Here is a 742-nt window from a genome sequence, read left to right as displayed (position 1 = left end):
ACGAGGGGGCACCGATGCCGGAAGGGCGATCAGGGCAGGGCTACGGCGGCGAAAGCCTGCTGTTTCTGACAGATGAGCAGCTGCGCCAGGGGATCGAGGCAATGTTCTTTGCCTACCGCGGGTTCACCGCTGATCCGGACCGGATCCTGGCCGAAATGGCCTATGGCCGGGCACATCACCGGGCGATCCATTTCATCAACCGCTCGCCGGGCACCACGGTGAACAACCTCCTCAGCATCCTCGGCGTGACCAAACAGTCATTGAACCGGGTGCTGCGCACCTTGATCGGCGATGGGCTGGTGATCAGCAAGGTTGGCGAATTGGACAAGCGTGAGCGCCACCTCTACCTGACCGAGCAGGGCGCCGCACTGGAGGCCACCCTGTCGGACGCCCAGCGCGCCCGGATGCGCGCCGCGTATAAAGACGCCGGCCCGGAAGCGGTGCAGGGTTTCAAAAAGGTGCTGGAAGCGATGATGGACGCGGATATGCGCCGCGCCTACGCCAAGCTGCGGGATTGAGCCATATGAGCATGAACGACGCCCATCTGCTGATCGTGGATGATGACGAACGAATCCGCGGTCTGCTGAAGAAATTCCTGATGCGCTCGGGCTTTCTGGTCACCGCGGCCCGCGATGCCGCTCACGCCCGCCGGGTGCTGGCAGGGCTGGATTTCGACCTGATCATCATGGATGTGATGATGCCGGGCGAAGATGGCATTTCGCTGACCCAGTCGCTGCGCGAG

General features: G+C 63.1%; 2 protein-coding genes. Both read left to right on the top strand.

Annotated features, from left to right (window positions below; translation table 11 throughout):
- The first annotated feature begins 14 nt into the window (after window positions 1-14).
- Window positions 15-518 (top strand): MarR family winged helix-turn-helix transcriptional regulator, encoded by a 504-nt coding sequence (locus RA19_RS25240; RefSeq protein WP_039168637.1) that lies wholly within the window; start codon window positions 15-17, stop codon window positions 516-518.
- 5 nt (window positions 519-523) lie between these two features.
- Window positions 524-742: response regulator (locus tag RA19_RS25235; protein ID WP_152615881.1), on the top strand; the 219-nt coding region annotated here is incomplete at its 3' end.

The sequence above is a fragment of the Leisingera sp. ANG-M1 genome, from assembly GCF_000813745.1.
Lineage (GTDB): Bacteria > Pseudomonadota > Alphaproteobacteria > Rhodobacterales > Rhodobacteraceae > Leisingera.
Note: the sequence above shows the minus strand (reverse complement) of the source record. Positions and strands in the feature narration are given on the sequence as shown.